We start from the raw sequence: 19,644 nt of genomic DNA, 5'->3' as shown, positions 1-19,644 counted from the left end.
AGTTTACTTTATCGCTAATATTTTACATATCAGACAAACAAGGGGGAACTATCTATGCCAAATCGTCGCAACGTTTATTTCTTTCATCCAAAAAACCAGGAAACAAAGGCGCTCGTAAGTCCACTTATTGAACTTGCAAAACAATATGATTTTCATGTAGTAGACCATTTCGACAGCGCTAACATCATTGTAAGTATTGGCGGTGACGGAGCTTTCTTGCAGGCTGTCCGTCAATCTGGCTTTCGAGATGACTGCTTATATGCTGGTGTCACAACTTCAGATCAGCTAAGCTTTTACTGCGATTTTCATATTGATGAAACGGATAAAATGATTGAAGCTATTACAACAGAAAATATAGAAGTACGTCGATTTCCCGTTTTACAAACTCAAATTGATCAAGGAACTTCTTTTTATTGCTTAAATGAATGTTCCATTCGATCAGGTGTTATAAAAACATTCAGTCTAGATGTTTTTATTAACGAAAATCACTTTGAAACATTCCGTGGGGATGGGATGATTATTTCAACACCAACAGGCAGTACGGCTTATAATAAATCAGTAAATGGAGCCGTAGTTGATCCGTTAATTCCTTGTATGCAAGTCAGCGAATTGGCATCGTTAAATAATAATAACTATCGTACATTAGGATCTTCATTCATCCTAAGCGCTGAGCATACGCTCACTTTAAAACTATCCAATGACAACAACCACAATCCAATTATTGGAATAGATAACGAAGCATTAAATGCACGTCAAGTTGATCAAGTTCAAATTCGTTTAAGCGACCGTCAAATTAAAACGGTTAAGCTGAAAGATAACTCTTTCTGGCAACGAGTTAAGCGTACATTTCTATAACAAAAAGCGCCCTTGGGCGCTTTTTATTTTTGATATACAATTTCTCCATCAATAGCAGTCATCTGCACCCGTACCCCTGGAATATCATCTGCAGGTATCTCAAACAGATCTCGTTCTAATACGGTAAAATCAGCTACATAACCCTTTTGAACGTATCCTTTTTTATGCTCTTGATGAATGGCCTGCGCGCTTCCTAACGTAAACAGCTGAACAGCTTCAAACACAGTCAGTCGCTCAGAAGGTATGTAAACGACCGAGCTGTTTGGAGAAGTTTTTCTTGAAACCGCTGCATGAATCGTTAACATTGGATTGATAGGTTCAATAGGCGCATCCGATCCACCTGCACACATAACGCCCTCGTCCAATAACGTTTTCCACGCATAGCAATAATCCAAATGCTCTTCTCCAATTTTTTCAATAACCCATGGAAAATCACTGGCTAAAAACCGAGGCTGAATATCCAATACAACAGGAAGATTTTTTACACGATCAACTAAATCTTTTCGTAAAATCTGCGCATGAATGATACGATCTCTTTGCCCTGTTTGAGGAGGGTATTGCTCGATGCTTTCTACTACGTATTGAAACGCTAAATCACCAATCGCATGAATTGCAACGGTCATGCCCAATTCTCTCGCTTTCCTCACTAGCTGCTTTAATTCATCTAGTGATTGAATAGCTATACCTCTTGTAGAAGGCTCGCTTTTGTAGGGAAAGCTTAAAAGCGCAGATTGACTGCCAAGCGAACCATCAGCAAAAATCTTCATTGGTCCTATTTCGATAAAATCGGATGTGTCTTTCTTTTCTTCACAGTATGTATACATATCATCTACAACTTCATGATGAACAAGTAAATGAGCACGAAACAGCTGCTTTTTTTTATGAATAACGTCTTGAAATGCTTGATATGTACGCAAAAAGCCTCCATAATAATTTAAATCCTCCGTATGTCCACCCGTTAATCCGTGCTGAACACAATCTTTTATGGCCACTGAGAGCGCTTGTCGAATGTATGCTTCTGATACTTGAGGAATATGAGCCGTTACTAATTCTTGCGCTTGATCAGCCAAAAAACCGGTAGGATTTCCAGCTTCATCTCTTTGGATAACACCTCCTTCCGGATCACGTGTTTCAGCTGTAATTCCGGCTATTTTAAGAGCTGTTCCGTTCGCTACTAATCCGTGACGACAAACTCGCTTCAACATAATAGGATGTTCAGTTGAAAGCTGATCAAGATCTTGATACTGAATCAATGAGGAATTTTTCCACTGATTTTCATCCCAGCCTTCCCCGATCACCCATTCTCCTTTTGGCGTACTCTCTACTTTTTGCCGAACACGCCTCAACACATCTTCCCGAGAAGTAGCTTGAGACAAATCAAGCCGAAGAAGCTTTTCACCGTGACCAATTAAGTGAAGATGGCTATCTACAAAGCCAGGGTACATTGTATATCCTTTGAGGTGTACTTCGTTTTCAATTACAGGACCCCATTTGATTCTTAACTCTTCTTCTGCACCTATATCTTCAATAAATCCTTTTTCAACATATACGCTTTCTACATGCTCATCTTCTTTTCGCATCGTATATATTTTGCCGCCGTAAAATAAAGTTCCCATCGCCAACATCTCCTTTACTTTATAAAGCTTGACCTTTTCTCTATTATACGTGACAAAACAAACAAGACAAAAGAGTGGGGTTTCCCCCACTCTTTTTAGCCATCATTATTTAGTTAATATGACTTATTTACCACCAAGTTGTTGCTCAGCTAGTTGAACTAAGCGTTTAGTGATTTCTCCACCAACAGATCCGTTAGCGCGAGCTGTTGCTTCTGGTCCAAGATTTACACCGAATTCAGAAGCGATTTCGTATTTCATTTGGTCGATAGCAGCTGCTGAACCAGGAGCTACTAATTTGTTTGTGTTTGCCATGTGTTTTCACCTCCTTGTTGAATATAGATTGTGTCAAAACACATGGCATCATACATTATTTTTTTGGTAATTTTATGAAATTTTACTTTTAAAACAAATCTTCTACGCTGTCTGCGGTATTTGTAGCCGAAGAAGCTGTCATCTCAAGCGTTTCTACATTATTTACCGCTTCTTGAATTAATGTTTCAAAATCATAAAATTGTTCGTATCGATTTATTTTTTCACGCTTTGGCTTAGTTTTTGGTGAGCTTGGCGTAAAAATGGTACAGCAGTCTTCATACGGACGATTCGAAATTTCATGCGTATCAATCTTACGGGCAATTTCAACAATCTCCGTTTTATCCATTGTCACAAGCGGACGCAAAATTGGCGTATTCGTCACTTCATTAATCGCATACATGCTCTCAACAGTTTGGCTAGCTACTTGCCCTAAGCTGTCTCCAGTTACGATAGCTAACGATTCATTTTTTTCACGAATAAGGTCCGTAATTCGAAGCATCATACGACGTGTAGAAGTCATCGTATAATTCTCTGGAATTTGTTTTTGAATCGCTTGCTGTACAGCTGTAAACGGTACAATGTGAAGCTTTACTTTTTCGTGATAAGCCGTTAATTTTTGCGTTAAATCAATTACTTTTTGCTTAGAACGTTCACTTGTAAAAGGCGGACTATAAAAATGAACCGCTTCTATTTCTAAACCGCGCTTCATAGCTAAGTATCCTGCAACCGGGCTGTCGATTCCTCCAGAAAGCATGAGCATCGCTTTTCCACTCGTACCAACTGGAAGACCCCCTGCTCCGCGATAATCAAAACATGTAATATACGTTGCTTCACTTCTCACTTCTACTCGTACATTTACGCTTGGCTCTTTTACATTTACTTGTAGATGCTCTGTATTTCGTAGAATATGACTTCCTACTGCATAATTTAATTCGTTTGTATCAAGAGGAAATTGTTTGTACGCTCTTCGAGTAGATACTTTGAACGTTTTTCCTTCTATATCAAATTCTTTCATTGCTTCTAGCGCTGCTTCTTGAATGGCTTCAAGTTCATTTTCAACTTTTAATGCTAAACTAAAACTTTGAATACCAAAGATTTGCTGAAGACGTTCAATGATAGGCTCGTGATTTTCACCATTTAAGTGAATATACATGCGGTCTCTTGTGTATTTTACGTGAATGTTTTGGAATGCACTAAGAGCCGTTACAATATTTTTTCTTAGCTGCGCAACAAATTTTTTTCTATTTTGTCCTTTAGTGGAGATTTCTCCGTATCGAATTAAAATATGGTTATATATCATAGTTATTTACCTCATTACTTTCTTTAGATCTTCAATTACTGTGAAAATAGCATTTATAATGGGCGTTACTTCATTATAGTCATTTAATCCTGACAAGCTCAAACGAATGGACTGATCGGCTTCTTCGTAATTTTTACCGATAGCTAAAAGCGTTTTACTTGGCTTTTTTCGTTTTGATGAGCAGGCAGATGTAGTTGATACAAACACTCCTTTTTCTTCAAGAGCGTGAACAAAAACCTCACCTTTAATACCTTGCGCTGTAAAATTTATAATATGGGGAGCTGAATGCTCATTCGGCGTATTAATCGTGATTCTTTCGTGAGCAGAAAGTTTGTCCATCAGTTCTGCTTTTATTTTCTGCATTTTTTGCTGATTCTGAGCTGCATGTTCAAGTGTTAAACGAAGTGCTTTAGCAAATGCTACGATTCCCGGAACATTTTCCGTGCCTGATCGATGCTGCATTTCCTGAGAGCCTCCGCTAAGCAACGGATGAAGCTGAACTCCATTTCGTTTATATAAAATTCCCGTTCCTTTTAAGCCGTGAATTTTGTGTCCTGATAATGTGCATAAATCAATTTTATGATTTGCTAAAGAAAGCGGAACTTTTCCAACCCCCTGCACATGATCGACATGAAAAAGCACCTTCGAATAGTTCGTGAGCATCTGTCCAATTTCTTCAATTGGCTGAATGGTGCCAATTTCATTATTTACATGCATAACAGATACTAAAATGGTTTCATCCGTAATAGCTGATTCAATAGCCGCAGGTGACACAAATCCACTTGAATCTACCGGAACATACGTAACGTTAAATCCTAGTGCTTCTAACTGCTTAAATGGTTCATGAACGGAATCATGTTCAATATTTGTCGTAATGATATGCTGACCTCGGCTTTTATATTGCATCGCTACGCCTTTAATAGCCAAATTATTCCCTTCTGTTCCTCCTGATGTAAAGATAATTTCATTTGACGATACGTGCAGCAATTCTGCTACTTGCTCACGTGAACGGCTCAACAAATTCTCCGCCTGTACGCCAAATTGATGGAGGGACGATGGATTGCCATAATAAGTTGTAGCTACTTTGGTAAAAGATTGTATGACTTCATTATAGGGTTTTGTTGTAGCGCTATTATCTAAATAAATCAAGGATGCGCGCCCCCTTCTTCATTTTTTCGGAACAACGTATTATCATACCACACCTTGGTATTTTTTTAAATTAGGCGTTCCTTTTATTATTAATAAACTATTTAGATTTTTTCGAAAAAACCTATATATGATTCCATAAATGTGGTAGTATGTATCACGTACTTTTAGTTTTTAAAAAGTCAGAAAATTTAATCATCAACATAAGAAACACTAGGAGGCATTATGAAAACCAAAGCACTCACTAACAAAGAAATACTTGCCATCGGTCTTATGCTGTTTGCTCTCTTTTTTGGAGCGGGAAATATGATTTTCCCTCCTTTGCTCGGACAGCAAGCCGGAACACACACTTGGAGTTCCATTATCGGTTTTCTCATTACAGGTGTAGGACTTCCGCTTATGGGGATAATCGCTGTTTCTAAAAGTAATGGAAACTTTACCGAAGTAGCTAAAAAAGTTCACCCTATTTTCGGGATTTCTTTTACTATATTGCTTTACTTAGCAATTGGCCCTTTTTTTGGTATACCCAGAACGGATACGGTAGCGTTTGAAATCGGTGTGACCCCATTTTTATCAGAAAATGCGGTTGCAAGCAAGATTCCTTTAATGGTCTATACCGTTATTTTCTTTGGCCTAACACTTTATTTATCATTGAATCCAACTAAAATTGTTGATCGCATAGGAAAAATTCTAACTCCTTTACTGCTCGCAGTATTAGCTCTTTTAGCTATCAAAAGTTTAATGACACCTATGGGTTCTTTTCAAGAACCTCACGCCAAATATATAGCCTCTCCATTTACGGGCGGCTTTATTGATGGATATTTGACAATGGATACAATTGCAGCTCTCGTATTTGGCATCGTTGTTATCAACAGTATTAAGGAAAAAGGCGTAACGGACGAACGAACACTTGCTTCGGTATGTATCAAAGCCGGGTTGATTGCTGCTGCTGGGTTAGCTATCGTTTATCTTTCTCTCGCGTATGTCGGCGCTTCAAGCGTAGAAGCAATTGGTATGAAAGAAAATGGAGGAGCTATTTTAACAGCTGTAGCTACAACATTATTCGGTTCGTTTGGCACCATTATTTTAGGACTCGCTATTACATTTGCTTGTCTAACGACAGCCATCGGATTAACTTCTGCTTGCGCACGATTTTTCACGCAGCTGGTGCCAAGCATGTCATATAAAACATTTGTTGTCATTTTAATGCTGTTTAGTGCTGTTATTTCAAATGTAGGGCTTACTCAATTAATTTCTATTTCCATACCTATTTTGACCTTTGTATACCCTATTGCCATTACGCTAATTGCTTTATCATTAATTGAAAGAGCCATTTCGTTTGGTCGAGAAGTATATGTGACAGCCGTAATCATTAGCTCGATTCTGAGCATTTTTGACGGGTTAAAAGCAGCAGGAATTATCCTAACAAGCATAGACAATTTTTTCAAAAACTATTTGCCGCTTTATAGCCAAGGCCTTGGCTGGCTTATTCCAACAGTTGCTGCTGCCTTCATAGGCTATATTATTAGTATTGCAAGAGGTACACATCACACAGATAGTATACAAAGAAAAGCGTCATAAAAAAGCTCGTGTCCTTTGGACACGAGCTTTTTAACTCTGTGAAGATACAATACGCTGTATACGATCCAGCGCACCAGGATCTACTTGCTCAATAGCTGCAGATGCCTGTTTTAATGCTTCTTTGTATTCGTAATGACGAAACGCTTCTTCTGCTTCTTCTAAAGACTGTGCAATCGAGTGATGAGTACTTCTATAACGGTTACCGTATTGAATCACTCTTTCAACGAGTCGCGCCTCTTCTAACATTGCCTCTGTTTCATCAAATGTATCCTGAACAAAACCAACAGCATCTTCAAGTAAAGATTGAACAGCTTGAATATTAAGCGGTTTTTCTTTCAGCTTAGCGGTTACTTCATTTAAGATATGAACCGTTTTTTCAAGCTGCACTTTGTATTCTTCAGGAACACCGGGAAGGTTGCTTTTTTGAATAAGGCGTCTTGCTTCAATCAACTGAGATTTCAGTTCTTCTATTTTGTCCTTAGCCGAGAGCTCATCTTTGCGAAGAGCTTGTAGCATATCGCTATAGGATTCCTGAGATTCTTTTAATTGATTAAGCTGTTTGGAAACGTCTTCGAGTTCTTCTTGGATCACACTGTAGGCTAAATTGTGCTCCGCCACCTTGTCCGAAATATTATAGTACAAGTTAGTCAATCGTTTTAGTTCGCGGTCCATTTTATAATATACGTCTAAATCGCGCTCTTTAAAATGATAGCTCTGCTGTACAAATAGCGTTTCTTCACGAAGTTCACGGTTTCGTTCTTGAAGCATACGAAGGAAGTTAGATACCGTATGAGATTCACGGTTCATTTTATGATAGGAGAAAACCTCATGCTCAAGTGAGTCATATAACTGCTCTAAGCGTTCGTTCACATCATCTAGTTTTGTAATCGCTTCTTCCACATATAATTCTTCAATATCTGCAATAATTTCAGCAGTTTCTTGTTTTAAAAGCTCTACCGTTTCTTCTACTTGCAGATGATCTAACACATATCCCTGCTCACTCATTTCGCGGAACCCGTCAAGCAGTTCATTGAACTGAACAGGAAGAGTGGTCTGACACTCAACTAACACTTTTGGAATTTGTTCTAAATACGAATCAATAGCTGTTAAATCAGTTTTTAATTGAAGAACAATCTCACGTGCTTGAAGATAGTTTCCGTTAATCGTCTCTTCCTCGTATTTTTTAAACTGCTCTTTAGATGTATTAATTGCGTATTCTAACGTTTTTTCAGCATTTCCATAGGAATACCGATGTGCGAGCAATTTTTTCTTCACGTGGCGGTGAAGCTGATTTAATTCCTCAATATCATATCGATTATCTTGTTCGCTACCAATTAAATTTTGAAGTTCAGTAAGTATGTTTTCAATATCTATCTTGGTTTGTTCTAAGGCTTGATCAATATGTATAGATAACTGCTTCGCTTTTTTAAACCGGTATTTATCTGCTGCTTCTTCCGTTTCAAACAGTTCTTTATCAATTTTCGGGAGATTAGTTGATATAATTTCATCCCACTGCTCACGCCAACGTTCAAATAGCTCTTCAGTTTGACCTGTCATGTTCAATTCTTTTACTTTTGAAATTTCCTCTGCAACTGGCGTATTTGCTAATTCGACTTTGATCGTTTCCAGGCGATCAATTTCTTGATAAATCTTTTTACGTGAAAACATTCCGTACACAACTAATCCGATAATAAGTATGATTAGTGCTATAATGAATTCCATACTAAGCCCCCTTACAGTGCGTTCTACATGACAAGTTTCTTATTTATAAAAAGGGTGAATTTAATCCTTTAAATTTTTTTGCGTCAATGTTTTTATGATACCATGTAAAGTCCAACTTTTGAGCAAAAAATTAAATTTTTTTATACAAAATATTGGCATGGAGTCACTTTGTGTCGTTACAATGGAAAAAGAAGAAAAAAGGAGGCATTTTTTATGAAAGTTGACAAACATATTCATACTCCATTTTGCCCACACGGTTCACCTGATTCATTGCAACAATATGTTGAACAGGCGATTTCCCTGAACTTTGGCGAGATTTCGTTTACAGAGCATGCTCCATTACCAAAAAGCTTCAGTGATCCGACGCCTGATCGCGACAGCGGAATGGATCCTGACAAACTTGATCGCTACATTCAAAACGTACAGCAAGTTAAAAAAGAATTTGAGCGCGATATTCGTATCAATGTCGGATTGGAAGTTGACTTTATTGAAGGATTTGAACAAGAAACAACAGCTTTCTTAAACGAGTATGGTCCTTGTCTCGATGACAGCATCCTTTCTGTCCATTTCTTAAAACATGAAGAAGGATATGACTGCCTGGATTTTAGCGCTGACGTATTTGCACATATTGTACAGAAGTTTGGCAGCGTAAGCAAAGTATATGATAAGTATTACAACACGGTATTACGCTCTGTACAGGCCAATTTAGGCGTTTATAAGCCTAAGCGCATTGGTCATATGACACTCGTACATAAATTTCAAGCTCAATTTCCATATGAAGACACACTTTCCCCTATTATTTTATCAATACTCGATGAAATAAAAATGAAAGATCTGGCGTTGGATTATAATGGTGCAGGATTGTTTAAGCCTTTGTGCAAGGAAGCGTATCCAGCTCCCTTTGTCGTAAAGGCAGCCCAACAGAAAAAAATCCCTCTCGTATATGGGTCAGACGCCCACTGTGCGAAGGATTTAGGCCAAGGCTATAGAGAGCTTCATTTAAGATAATTGAACGCGAAGTTTGTTTGTCCGTTCATATGGCAAACATACCGTTGTGTGCACCCATCGCTCAAGCTCAATCGCATATTGCTGAACAAAATACGGTTCGTGAGGCAATATATGAAGAACTTCACTTAGGTACTGAGGATGAAGATAAGGCATAGACAGCATGCCCTTAAGCTCAATGATTGTAAAGGAAACGTGCAGCTTTCGAAACTCCTTTTCTTTCATCCCTCTTTCAAGGATTGTTTTTAAGTAGTATTTTTCCTTGGTTAAATACGTAGTCATAACTTCTCGAATTAAAATCGTGTCAAGAGAGATTTCTCTATATACGAGCCGGGCAATATGCCTATTTTCGTGCTGGTAATGTAAGATAGCTCGAATCATTACGATCATACTTTCTGTTGAAGACAGCTTTTTCATTTCTTGAAATGCTTGCTCCAGCACCCCAATATAACCTTCAAAATAAGAAATCACTAAACTTTCAAGCAATCCTTCTTTGCTATGAAAATAATATGAAATATTCGCTACGTTCACTTTCGCTTTTCCTGCAATCTCGCGCACCGACGTACCATCAAAACCTTTTACGTTAAAAAGAGAAACGGCCGCATCAATAATTTTCTCTTTCGTTTTTGACTGTACAGCCATCTATCTACACCTCATTTCGATTTATTTTTACAAAACACATATGATTGCAAAATTGTGTAGAAATCGTTACAGTATTTAAAAAGGATTTTAGTAGCCTCTCTACATAATTCGTGATAGGCTTTTTAGTTCCTGTAATCTTTTATCGACAAAGTAGCGTTAAAACTGACGTTTCCTGATAAAAATTCATTAAATCTTATGTTGAATGGAGGAGAATACATTGTTTAATGTCGAAAACTACAGCGGCTCAAAACAAAAGGATTATGAATTAGTAATTAAGCAATTACGCGCCTTATTAGAAGGAGAAAGCAATACGATTGCTAATCTAGCAAATGCTTCAGCTTTGCTAAATCAATTTTTAAATGAAGTAAACTGGGTAGGTTTTTATTTAATGGAAGACGGGGAGTTAGTGCTTGGACCTTTCCAGGGACTGCCGGCTTGCGTTCGTATTCCACTTGGAAAAGGCGTATGCGGTACAGCAGCTCAAAATCAAAAAACAGAGCGAATTGAAGATGTTCACGCCTTCCCTGGCCACATTGCATGTGATGCCGCTTCTCAATCTGAAATCGTTGTACCAATTGTAAAAGACGGTCAGCTTTTAGGTGTTCTTGATATTGACAGTCCAATCAAAAATCGCTTTGATGAAATCGATCAACAGTATCTTGAAGAATTCGTCAAAGAACTCACTTCTTTTCTTTAAATATGAATAAGCAAAAAAACCGCTGCAAATCAGCGGTTTTTACTTATTAAACAAACGTTTGATTAGCCATCACCACCGTTTTCTTACGTTCTTTCTTCTCTTTTCATACTTCAAATGAATATATCCTTTCTTTTACAATCTTTTAATCTTCAATCTTCCTTGACTTTATACGAGGAAACACCTATAATACTCGTTGTGTGAAATATTGCAGCTTATACAATCTTCTTTATGTTTTTTCATTTTGTTCCTCATTAAAAGGTTGTTTTACAGAAGTAGCAATTCTTTTAAAAAGATGGTGTATCGTGTAACTCTCTGCTGCTAGAGCGATGGTACATGAAAACAAAATGAGCATATCGCTAGAATGTGTCTGTTTTTGTTTTGCATAAAATAAAAACACAAACAAGGAGGAGTCATCATGGCTCGTTATACAGGTCCAAGTTGGAAAATCTCTCGTCGCTTAGGTCTTTCTCTAAGTGGTACAGGTAAAGAATTAGAAAAACGCCCTTACGCTCCAGGTCCACACGGCCCAGGTCAACGTAAGAAAATTTCTGAGTACGGTTTACAATTACAAGAAAAGCAAAAATTACGCCACATGTATGGTGTAACTGAGCGTCAATTCCGTAACTTATTCGTTGCTGCTGGTAAATTAACTGGTAAGCACGGTGAGAACTTCATGATTCTTTTAGAAGCTCGTCTTGATAACTTAGTATACCGTATGGGTCTTGCACGCACTCGTCGTCAAGCTCGTCAATTAGTTAACCACGGTCACGTTTTAGTTGACGGTAAACGCGTTGACATCCCATCTTACCGTGTACAACCTGGTCAAGTGATCGGTGTTCGCGAAAAATCTCGCAACCTTTCAATCGTGAAAGAAGCGCTTGAAGTTAACAACTTCGTACCAGACTACTTAACAGTAGACGCTGAGAAATTAGAAGGTACATTCACTCGCTTACCTGAGCGTTCTGAATTATCTGCTGAAATCAACGAAGCACTAATCGTAGAGTTCTACTCTCGTTAATAGTAAAAAGCCGTTCCCTATGGAGCGGCTTTTTTACTTTCTTTATACAAAAAAAGGCCTTTCGGCCTTTTTTTATGCGTATTGAATAAGCGTATATTTTTTCTTGCCTCGACGAATTACTGTAAATTGACCTTCAATACGGTCTTCTGCTCCTACTGTTTTTTGCAAATCTTGCTCACGCTCACCGTTTAAGTAAATCGCACCGTTTGAAATATCTTCACGCGCTTGACGTTTAGAAGGAGAGATTTTACTTTCTACAAGTAAATCGATTAAACCAATATCTTCACCTGTATGCGTGTAAGAAGGAACATCCTTGAATCCTTGCTTAATTTCTTCTGCTGTTAACTCTGAAATACTTCCGTTAAATAAAGCTTGCGAAATACGAATGGCTTGCTCAAGAGCTTCTTCACCGTGTACAAGCGTAGTCATCGCCGCTGCTAGTGCTTTTTGTGCTTCGCGTTTTTCAGGCGCTTCTTTTGCAGATGCTGCTAATTCATTAATTTCTTCATGTGATAAGAATGTAAAGTATTTTAAATATTTTATAACATCACGATCATCTGTATTAATCCAGAACTGGTAGAATTCATACGGACTTGTTTTTTCAGCGTCTAACCAAATTGCTCCGCCTTCTGTTTTACCGAACTTCGTGCCGTCTGCTTTTGTTACAAGCGGAACTGTTAATCCAAATGCTTTTGCATCTTCTTCTGATTTACGAATTAATTCTAAGCCAGCTGTAATATTTCCCCATTGGTCGCTGCCGCCAATTTGAAGCTTACAGTTATACGTTTGGTATAAGTTCAAGAAATCATATGATTGTAAAATCATGTAGCTGAATTCCGTAAATGAGATGCCTGATTCGATACGAGATTGAACAGAATCCTTTGCCATCATGTAGTTAATACCAAAGTTTTTACCGATATCTCGTAGGAATGTAATAACATCTAACGTGCCAATCCAGTCATAGTTATTCGCAATAACCGCTGCATTTTCACCTTCTTCAAAATCTAAGAAGCGTGAAAGCTGACCTTTAATACGCTCACTAAACATAGCAACCGTTTCTTTTTCATTTAACGTACGCTCTGCTTTTTTACCGCTTGGATCTCCAATAAGACCCGTACCTCCACCAACTAACGCAATCGGTTGGTGTCCAGCTTGTTGAAAGCGACGCAAAATTAAAACAGGAAGCATGTGGCCAATGTGAAGGCTGTCGGCTGTTGGATCGAATCCACAGTACAAACGAACAGACTCTTTACTCAAAAGTTCATTTAAACCTTTTTCATCCGTTTGTTGATTAATGAGCCCTCGAAACTCAAGATCTTGTAAAATATCCATGTTATATTCTCTCCTTTATCTAATTGCTCGTTACAATTTGTTGAACAACATAAAAAACGCCCCTTCTTAAAAAAGAAGGGACGAAAATATCGCGGTACCACCCTATTTGGAAATAAATTATTTCCCACTTAAATGATGTAACGGTCTACCCGTCTTTTGCTACTGTAAGTTCACAAAAGATGCTCAAGGACGTATTTCATATTTGTCTATGTACTGATTTTCAGCAACCATCAGCTCTCTTAAACAGGGAGACAAGTATTACTTCTTCCTATCACTGCAGTTTATTTTATTTAAAAGTTTACACCCCACAATTATGAATGATTTCATTTTAAAATTCAAGTCCAAAAAAAAGTTCAAACAGCTGGCTGTTTGAACTTTATAAAAATCACTTATTTTCCCTACAAAGATTGAAACGTTTACTCCTTAGTCTTCCATCGTCGACAAATCGCCCGTTGGCAAATCTAATTCCCACGCTTTTAAAACGCGACGCATAATTTTACCGCTTCGTGTTTTAGGTAGCTTATCTTTAAACTCGATTTCACGTGGAGCTGCATGAGCAGCTAACCCTTTTTTCACAAATTGACGAATATCTTCAATCAGTTCATCTGAAGATTCATACCCATCTCTAAGTGCGATAAACGCTTTAATAATTTCCCCACGCACAGGATCAGGCTTACCAATGACACCCGCTTCTGCTACAGCAGGGTGTTCAACAAGCTTACTTTCTACTTCAAATGGACCAACTCGTTCTCCTGCGGTCATAATAACGTCATCAATTCGACCTTGGAACCAAAAATAACCGTCTTCATCCATATACGCGGAATCACCTGATACGTACCAGTCGCCTGGCATAAAGTATGACTCATACTTTTCCTTGTTGTTCCAAATTGCATGCATCATAGATGGCCAGCCTTTTTTAATTGCTAAGTTACCCATTCGATAAGGTGGAAGCTCTTGTCCTTGATCGTCAACGATTGCTGCTTGTACACCCGGAATAGGTTTTCCCATAGATCCTGGTTTAATTTTCATAGACGGGTAATTACAAATCGTCTGACCTCCAGTTTCAGTCATCCACCACGTGTCATGAATACGTTTTTGGAAAACCTTCATTCCCCAGCGTACCACTTCAGGATTTAATGGTTCTCCCACGCTTAATACATGTCTGAGGCTGCTTAAATCATAGCGTTTAACTAAGTCATCTCCAGCACCCATTAGCATACGAAATGCTGTAGGCGCACTGTACCAAACCGTTACGCCAAAATCTTCAAGTGCTTGATACCATGCATCTGGACTAAAGCGTCCTCCTACAATCACATTTGTTGCTCCAGCAAGCCAAGGACCAAAAATTCCGTAGGAAGTTCCCGTTACCCAACCCGGATCTGCTGTACACCAATACACATCGTCATCTTTTAAGTCGAGCACCCACTTAGCAGTTTGATAATGCTGAAGCATTGCATTATGAACGTGAAGCACCCCTTTTGGTTTTCCAGTTGAACCTGATGTATAATGAAGCAGCATACCATCTGTTCTATCTACCCACTCAATCTCCACCTCTTTATTCGCCGCTTCTAATCGCTTCAGAAAATCTAGTTGAATGCCTTCTTCTGCTACATTTTCCCCTACAAGGAGAATGTGTTTTAAAGCTGGCAAATCCTTCACCGGAACGCGGCTCAGCAGTTCAGGCGTTGTAATTAACACTTTTGCATCACTGTCTTGCAAACGATCTTTTACTGCACCTTCCATGAATGCTTCAAACAAAGGCCCAACAATAGCGCCAAGCTTCACCGCGCCTAACAATGCAAAATAAAGTTCCGGAGAGCGAGGCATAAAGATAAACACACGATCTCCCTTCTCTACGTCTGCTTGTTTTAGCACGTTTGCGGCTTTGTTTGACCATTCTTTCATTTCTTTGAATGTATATTTTTCATTGCGCTGCGCATCTCGATAATAAAGCGCAACTTTATTTTTACGCGTAGAGTTTGCGTGCTTATCAATTGCTTCATAAGCTGCATTTAATTTACCTGTTTCATGCCATGAAAATTCCTTCTCCACTTGTGACCAGTCAAAGGTTTGATACGTTTTATCGTAGTCCTGTAAGTTGTATACCCCTTCAATTACAGGAAGCGCTTCCACCTTCATCACAAACTCCCCCTTATGTATAAAATTTACAAACCTATTATATAACAAAAATAGACTTTTCACAATTTTATAAAAATTATTTGTCGGAATTGGGATAATAGTCTCCCTTGTTATATGACAACCTTTGTTATATAAGTGTCGAATTAACAAGAATCTCTTTTAATTTCCTATTCTATGTTTTTGAAAAAACTCCTTTTCTTTTATTTAATTTTTTGAAAACGCTTTAATGTAGAGTTTTTTTTGTATTATAATACAGATAAGACTGCTTGAAGGTGGTGATTCATGTGAAACATTCCCAAACATACAATATGAAAGAACTAAAAACAGCGATTGGAGCAATTGTTATTGAAGGACCTGTCTCCTCACAAACCTTGCAACAACTTGATTTTCATGAGCAACTAACGGCCTTTCGTCCACCTGAACAGCAAAAAGAAGCATTGATCGAAATTGCCAACTTGCCTGAAGGTAGAATCATTATTGCTCGTCATCATCATACAATCATTGGTTATGTCACCTTTTTATATCCCGATCCTCTAGAACGATGGTCGGAAGGAAATATGGAGAATTTAATCGAATTAGGAGCTATAGAGGTAGCTGCCCCGTTTCGCAGCTACGCTGTTGGCAAAAACTTGCTTATCGTATCTATGATGGATGATGCAATGGAAGATTATATTGTTATTACGACAGAATACTACTGGCATTGGGATTTAAAAGGAACAGGGCTAAATGTGTGGGATTACCGCAAAATTATGGAGAAAATGATGAATAAAGGCGGACTGACGTGGTTTGCCACAGATGATCCGGAGATTAGCTCCCACCCTGCTAATTGTTTGATGGTAAGAATCGGGAGCAGAGTCCCTCAAGAAAGCATACAAGAATTTGATAGCCTGCGCTTTCGAAATCGCTTTATGTATTGAGCTGACCTTTAAGAAAAGGAGCTGTGTCTGATGATTGTTGAAGAGATGATGAAAACCGATCTCGTTACCTTAACCCCCGACCATACGATTGCTGAAGCTATGAAACTTTTAGATACACATAAGATTAGACATATTCCTATCGTTAATGACCTTCATCACGTAGTTGGCATCATTTCTGATCGAGACGTAAGAGATGCAAGTCCATCTATTTTAGATAATACTTATACATCTGTTCTTCTATCCGAACCCGTGCGGATGATTATGAAAACAGAAGTCATTACAGCTCACCCTCTTGATTTTGTTGAAGAAATTGCAAGCATTTTTTATGAACACCAAATCGGTTGTATTCCCGTCACAAAAAACAAGCGGTTAGTAGGAGTTGTTACCGAAAGAGATCTACTACATACGTTTATTCAGCTTACCGGCACTAATAAGCCAGGTTCACAAATTGAAATAAAAGTAGAAAATAAGGCTGGCGTGCTCGCTGAAGTTACATCCCTCTTTGGTTCAAAGAGAACAAACATCTTAAGCGTACTTGTCTACCCTGATGTAGATGAACGATATAAAATCCTTGTGCTTCGCATTCAAGCTATTAATCCATTGATTAGTATAAATACATTAAAAGAAAACGGCTATGAGGTGCTATGGCCTAAATTACCGGAGATGACGTAATGACTAGTAATGCTGTATTTATTTATTCAGATGATATTCTTTCGTACAAATTCAGCAATAATCATCCGTTTAACCAGCTTCGTGTTCAACTAACATATGAACTGTTACGGGAATTTGGCGCTTTAGGCAATCAAGATATTGTATTACCGCGGATGGCATCTGATGAAGAACTTCAGCTTGTCCATGATACTAGCTATATTCAAGCGGTAAAATTAGCAGGAAGCGGCGAGCTTTCTGTTGAAAAAGCAGCAGATTTTGGTCTTGGAACAGAAGATACACCTATGTTTCCCAACATGCATGAAGCCAGTGCGTTTTTAGTTGGGGGTACACTTACGGCTGTAGATTATGTGATGACTGGAAAAGCTAAGCATGCTCTAAATTTAGGAGGAGGATTGCACCACGGCTTTCGAGGAAAAGCTTCCGGCTTCTGTATTTATAACGATAGCGCGGTAGCCATCAAATATATGCAGCAAAAGTACAACGCGCGCGTCCTCTATGTCGATACAGATGCTCACCATGGTGACGGCGTGCAATGGACATTTTATGACGATCCTTCCGTTTGTACTCTTTCCATTCATGAAACGGGACGCTACTTGTTTCCAGGCACGGGAAACGTTAACGAACGCGGGCACAGTGAAGGCTATGGTTATTCATTTAATGTGCCTGTTGATGCTTATACGGAAGATGAGTCTTGGCTCGACGTTTATAAGACCTCTTTAAAAGAAGTAGCTGCTTTTTTTAAACCAGATGTTATCTTGACACAAAATGGAGCCGATTCTCATTATTACGATCCGCTCACTCATTTATGCGGCACCACGAAAATATACCGTGAGATTCCTAAAATTGCTCATGAAATTGCCCATGAATACTGTCAGGGAAGATGGATTGCGGTTGGCGGAGGAGGTTATGATATTTGGCGGGTTGTTCCTCGGGCTTGGTCATTCATTTGGCTTGAAATGATTGAACGAAAGGCAGAAGGCATGCTTCCTCTATCATGGCTTGAAAAATGGACAAAAGTATCGCCTCACCCCATTTGCACGCAGTGGGATGATGAACCTAATATCTATCAGCCAATTCCAAGAAAACCAGAAATAACAGAAAAAAACGCTCAAACTCTTGAGCGCGCTCTTTATCCTATTCGTTCTCATACATCTCATTCTTAAAAAAAGGCTATACAAACGTATGGCCTTTTTCACTGTGCTTCGGGATCTGAAATAATAATTTCGACGCGTCTATTTTTTTGTAAATTGTCATTAGACGTGTTCGGAACAAGCGGCTTTGTATCTCCGTATCCAAGTGCTTCAAAGCGGTTAGCAGAAAGAGAAAAGTGGTTCGTTAAATAACGTATGACGCCGCTGGCACGCGCTGCCGATAGTTCCCAATTAGATGGATAACGATAGGTTTGAATAGGTCGATTATCGGTATGACCTTCTACTTTAATATCATTTGGAATAGTACTGAATAACCTTCCTAATTCATCCAGGAAAGGGGTACCTTTCTTCAAAATGTCTGCCTGTCCTGTTTCAAACAGCACCTGTTCTTGTAAAATAAGCACAACTCCGCGTTCATCTCGCTTAGCAGTAATAACATTCTGAAGCTTATTTTCCTTCAGGTAATTTTGCACTTTCGCTAAAATGTTATCCAGCTTTTGAGACTGCTGGCTCTTTTCTACAGAAGCTAATGAGCCACCGCTTGTAAGCGAATTGACAACGGTCTGAAACTTTTGATTATCAACGCTAGACATTGAAAATAGTAAAATAAAAAAAACTAATATTAACGTCACCAAATCAGCAAATGTTACCATCCATTTTGGCGACTGTGCCGAATACCTTTTTCTTCTACGCTTCACGAACGTGTTCTCTCTTTTCTTCCAGCTTTCGTTTTTCAACAGGGGCAAATACTTTTAGCTTTGCTTGCACAAAGCGAGAATTTTGCCCCGCCTGCAAGCCGATGACACCTTCAATAATCACTTCTTTAACAAAAAGCTCATGCTCCGTTTTACCAGCTAATTTAGCTGCGATTGGCTGAAAAAACAAGTTTGAAAGCAGCGCCCCGTAGAAAGTCGTTAAAAGAGCAATTGCCATGTTAGGCCCAAGCGATGAAGGGGTATTAAGGCTTTTAAGCATTAGCACTAGCCCAACGAGCGTCCCAATCATTCCCCAAGCGGGGGCATAATCGCCTGCTTTTTCAAACATACTTCGACCTCTCGCATGTCTTTCTTCTACTGCAGCTATTTCAGCTTCAAGCAGCTCCCGAATCATTTCTGGTTCTACTCCATCAATGGCTAGCAAAATACCTTTTTTCACAAATGAATCATCGATTTGTTCAAGCTCTGCTTCTAGCGATAGAAGCCCTTCTCGACGCGCTTTTTCCGATAAATGTACAAATGTTCCTACAATTTCTTCTACGTTTATTTCTTTCGATTGAAACGCTTGTTTCCCTACTCTTCCCATATTTTTTAATTGTTTTAACGGAAAGCTCACGCACAGCGTACCAAAAACGCCTCCCAGTACAATTAAAATCGATGGCACATCAATAAAAGCTAAAAAACCGCTCATTCCTCCACTTGAAATAACCCCAAACACAACCATAGAGATACCAATTAGTATCCCTATAGGTGTGAGCATATCAATTTTTTTCATATTCTATCTCCCCGTGTCTGAACTTTGGATTCGTTCTTATTCATTCAC

Annotated in this window: 18 protein-coding genes and 1 other annotated feature; of the genes, 8 read left to right on the top strand and 10 right to left on the bottom strand. The window is 38.7% G+C overall.

Annotation, left to right across the window (positions count from 1 at the left end; all coding sequences use genetic code 11):
• Positions 1-54: 54 nt before the first annotated feature.
• The gene (locus tag SCI76_RS16535) at positions 55-855 is read left to right on the top strand and encodes an NAD kinase (RefSeq protein ID WP_028411802.1); all 801 of its coding nucleotides are present in this window, start codon (positions 55-57) and stop codon (positions 853-855) included.
• 23 nt (positions 856-878) lie between these two features.
• On the opposite strand, the gene SCI76_RS16530 is transcribed toward SCI76_RS16535, so the two are convergent.
• The 4 genes from SCI76_RS16530 to SCI76_RS16515 form a co-directional block, all read right to left on the bottom strand.
• The gene (locus SCI76_RS16530) at positions 879-2,471 is read right to left on the bottom strand and encodes an amidohydrolase (protein ID WP_168761344.1); all 1,593 of its coding nucleotides are present in this window, start codon (positions 2,469-2,471) and stop codon (positions 879-881) included.
• A 123-nt stretch (positions 2,472-2,594) separates the two neighbouring features.
• Positions 2,595-2,783 carry an alpha/beta-type small acid-soluble spore protein gene (locus SCI76_RS16525; protein ID WP_028411804.1) on the bottom strand — a complete coding sequence of 63 codons (189 nt, stop codon included), beginning with the start codon at positions 2,781-2,783 and terminating at the stop codon, positions 2,595-2,597.
• Between the two features lie 88 nt (positions 2,784-2,871).
• Complete coding sequence (gene thiI / locus SCI76_RS16520; protein WP_014458016.1) at positions 2,872-4,083, bottom strand: tRNA uracil 4-sulfurtransferase ThiI; 1,212 nt, start codon at positions 4,081-4,083, stop codon at positions 2,872-2,874.
• Between the two features lie 6 nt (positions 4,084-4,089).
• A complete protein-coding gene (locus tag SCI76_RS16515; RefSeq protein WP_014458015.1) occupies positions 4,090-5,232 on the bottom strand; it encodes a cysteine desulfurase family protein in 1,143 nt (380 codons plus the stop codon).
• Between the two features lie 222 nt (positions 5,233-5,454).
• On the opposite strand from SCI76_RS16515, the gene brnQ reads away from it, so the two are divergent.
• Complete coding sequence (gene brnQ / locus SCI76_RS16510; protein WP_014458014.1) at positions 5,455-6,810, top strand: branched-chain amino acid transport system II carrier protein; 1,356 nt, start codon at positions 5,455-5,457, stop codon at positions 6,808-6,810.
• 30 nt (positions 6,811-6,840) lie between these two features.
• Here the strand turns inward: brnQ and ezrA are convergent, their stop codons facing one another.
• Positions 6,841-8,532: a septation ring formation regulator EzrA gene (gene ezrA / locus SCI76_RS16505; protein ID WP_013059480.1), complete on the bottom strand. Its 1,692-nt coding sequence runs from the start codon at positions 8,530-8,532 to the stop codon at positions 6,841-6,843.
• A 213-nt stretch (positions 8,533-8,745) separates the two neighbouring features.
• Here ezrA and hisJ point away from each other — a divergent pair, with 213 nt between their 5' ends.
• Positions 8,746-9,540 (top strand): histidinol-phosphatase HisJ, encoded by a 795-nt coding sequence (gene hisJ, locus SCI76_RS16500; protein ID WP_168761346.1) that lies wholly within the window; start codon positions 8,746-8,748, stop codon positions 9,538-9,540.
• Here the strand turns inward: hisJ and refZ are convergent.
• Positions 9,532-10,179 carry a forespore capture DNA-binding protein RefZ gene (refZ, locus tag SCI76_RS16495; protein ID WP_014458012.1) on the bottom strand — a complete coding sequence of 216 codons (648 nt, stop codon included), beginning with the start codon at positions 10,177-10,179 and terminating at the stop codon, positions 9,532-9,534. The genes hisJ and refZ overlap by 9 nt on opposite strands.
• A gap of 217 nt (positions 10,180-10,396) precedes the next feature.
• Here refZ and SCI76_RS16490 point away from each other — a divergent pair, with 217 nt between their 5' ends.
• Both SCI76_RS16490 and rpsD read left to right on the top strand, forming a co-directional pair.
• Positions 10,397-10,876 (top strand): GAF domain-containing protein, encoded by a 480-nt coding sequence (locus tag SCI76_RS16490; protein ID WP_014458011.1) that lies wholly within the window; start codon positions 10,397-10,399, stop codon positions 10,874-10,876.
• Positions 10,877-11,291: 415 nt separating this feature from the next.
• Positions 11,292-11,894: a 30S ribosomal protein S4 gene (rpsD, locus tag SCI76_RS16485; RefSeq protein ID WP_013059485.1), complete on the top strand. Its 603-nt coding sequence runs from the start codon at positions 11,292-11,294 to the stop codon at positions 11,892-11,894.
• A 72-nt stretch (positions 11,895-11,966) separates the two neighbouring features.
• On the opposite strand, the gene tyrS is transcribed toward rpsD, so the two are convergent.
• Positions 11,967-13,226 (bottom strand): tyrosine--tRNA ligase, encoded by a 1,260-nt coding sequence (gene tyrS / locus SCI76_RS16480; RefSeq protein ID WP_028411808.1) that lies wholly within the window; start codon positions 13,224-13,226, stop codon positions 11,967-11,969.
• Between the two features lie 73 nt (positions 13,227-13,299).
• Positions 13,300-13,510 (bottom strand) — a binding site (T-box leader).
• A gap of 139 nt (positions 13,511-13,649) precedes the next feature.
• The gene (gene acsA, locus SCI76_RS16475; protein ID WP_028411809.1) at positions 13,650-15,365 is read right to left on the bottom strand and encodes an acetate--CoA ligase; all 1,716 of its coding nucleotides are present in this window, start codon (positions 15,363-15,365) and stop codon (positions 13,650-13,652) included.
• Positions 15,366-15,649: 284 nt separating this feature from the next.
• On the opposite strand from acsA, the gene SCI76_RS16470 reads away from it, so the two are divergent.
• The 3 genes from SCI76_RS16470 to SCI76_RS16460 are packed head-to-tail and all read left to right on the top strand — an operon-like array spanning position 15,650 to position 18,117.
• Positions 15,650-16,282 carry a hypothetical protein gene (locus SCI76_RS16470; protein WP_063248631.1) on the top strand — a complete coding sequence of 211 codons (633 nt, stop codon included), beginning with the start codon at positions 15,650-15,652 and terminating at the stop codon, positions 16,280-16,282.
• Positions 16,283-16,312: 30 nt separating this feature from the next.
• Positions 16,313-16,954 carry an acetoin utilization AcuB family protein gene (locus SCI76_RS16465; RefSeq protein ID WP_063248630.1) on the top strand — a complete coding sequence of 214 codons (642 nt, stop codon included), beginning with the start codon at positions 16,313-16,315 and terminating at the stop codon, positions 16,952-16,954.
• Positions 16,954-18,117, top strand: coding sequence for an acetoin utilization protein AcuC (locus SCI76_RS16460; protein ID WP_028411812.1), 1,164 nt, complete (start codon positions 16,954-16,956; stop codon positions 18,115-18,117). Before SCI76_RS16465 ends, SCI76_RS16460 begins: the two co-directional genes overlap by 1 nt.
• Positions 18,118-18,146: 29 nt before the next feature.
• Here the strand turns inward: SCI76_RS16460 and motS are convergent, their stop codons facing one another.
• Positions 18,147-18,803: a flagellar motor protein MotS gene (gene motS, locus SCI76_RS16455; RefSeq protein WP_081214034.1), complete on the bottom strand. Its 657-nt coding sequence runs from the start codon at positions 18,801-18,803 to the stop codon at positions 18,147-18,149.
• Positions 18,793-19,596, bottom strand: a complete 804-nt coding sequence (gene motP, locus SCI76_RS16450) for a flagellar motor protein MotP (RefSeq protein ID WP_014458004.1) — start codon at positions 19,594-19,596, stop codon at positions 18,793-18,795. The genes motS and motP overlap by 11 nt, the downstream gene beginning before the upstream one ends.
• Positions 19,597-19,644 lie beyond the last annotated feature (48 nt).

It is taken from the genome of Priestia sp. HNGD-A6 (assembly GCF_045784335.1).
Taxonomy (GTDB): Bacteria; Bacillota; Bacilli; order Bacillales; family Bacillaceae_H; genus Priestia; species Priestia zanthoxyli.
The sequence above is the reverse complement of the archived record's forward strand: the minus strand, read 5'-3'. Positions and strand labels throughout refer to the sequence as shown.